Below are 1,183 nucleotides of genomic sequence, written 5' to 3' on the forward strand. Positions count from 1 at the left end.
ACGGAAAGGCTTTCGATGAAGAAGGACACGGCGATGGCACTGATGAGCGCCGAAATGCGCGGGGCGTCGCGCAGGGGCCGGTAGGCGATGCGGTCCACCAGGATGCCGACGGCGCTGGCCGCGAGGATGGCCACCACCACGGCCACCCCCCAGGGCAGGAAGAATGTCGTGGTGCCGTAAAAGACGAAATAGGCCCCCAACATGAGAATGTCGCCGTGGGCGAAGTTGATCAGCCGCAATATCCCGTACACCATCGTATACCCGATGGCGATGAGGCCATACAGGGAACCCAGTGTCAGGGCATTGAAGAAGTGCTGGAAAAACATGTCCAGACTCATAGTGCCTGCCTTATCCGTTGAAAATCCGTGAAATCCATAATCCGTCCGAGCAGGGAGGAACCCTCCCGAATGAGGCTGGAAGACAGCAAAAAAAGGCGGGGAGGAAAGCGGAACTTTCCTCCACCGTCATGGACAGGGGGGCTTATTCGGGGACGATTTCGCCGGCGTAGACGCGCTTCCCGTTCTCGTACTTGAGGATGCCGACGGGGATCTCGGCGTCGTGGGTCGCGTTGATGGTCAGGATGCCTACGGGGGTGGCGAGGTCCTTGGTCTCGGCGAGAGCCTTGGTTACGGCTTCGCGGTCGGCCTTGCCGGCGCGGTTCAGCGCGTCAAGGATCATGTTGTAACAGGTGTAGCCGAGCGTGGCGTTCACGTTGGGGTCCTTCTCGGGGAAGTTTTTCTTCCACGCTTCCGTGAAGGCCTTGGCCTGATCGTTCATGTCCTTCATGGTCATGTCATAGGGGAACGCCGTCTGCATGAAGCCTTCGGCGGCTTTGCCGGCGATCTTGACGGTGTCGGGGTTGTCCATGGCGTCGCCGCCCATGAGCACGAAGGTCGCGCCGAGTTCGCGGGCCTGCTTCATGATGATGGCGCCTTCGGCGAAGTAGGCGGGCATGAACACGATGTCGGGCTTCTTGCTGATGAGTTCGGTGAGCTGGGCGGTGAAGTCCTGGTCGCCGGAGCTGTACTTCATGTCGGCCACGATTTCGCCGCCGAGCTTCTTATAGGATTTCTTGAAGAAGTTGGAGAGGCCCACGGCATAGTCGCTGACTACGTCGGTGAGGACGGCGGCCTTCTTGAAGCCGAGATCCTTGTAGGCGTAGGTCGCGGCGGCGGCACCCTGA

Annotated in this window: 2 protein-coding genes; both read right to left on the bottom strand. The window is 60.2% G+C overall.

Annotated features, from left to right (window positions below; genetic code table 11):
- Positions 1-338, bottom strand: a 338-nt coding sequence (locus tag HMPREF0178_RS20005; protein ID WP_009369357.1) for a branched-chain amino acid ABC transporter permease, incomplete at its 3' end; no start/stop codon positions are given.
- A 142-nt stretch (positions 339-480) separates the two neighbouring features.
- Positions 481-1,183, bottom strand: a 703-nt coding sequence (locus HMPREF0178_RS20010; protein WP_009369358.1) for an ABC transporter substrate-binding protein, incomplete at its 5' end; no start/stop codon positions are given.

The organism is Bilophila sp. 4_1_30 (assembly GCF_000224655.1).
Classification (GTDB): domain Bacteria; phylum Desulfobacterota; class Desulfovibrionia; order Desulfovibrionales; family Desulfovibrionaceae; genus Bilophila; species Bilophila wadsworthia.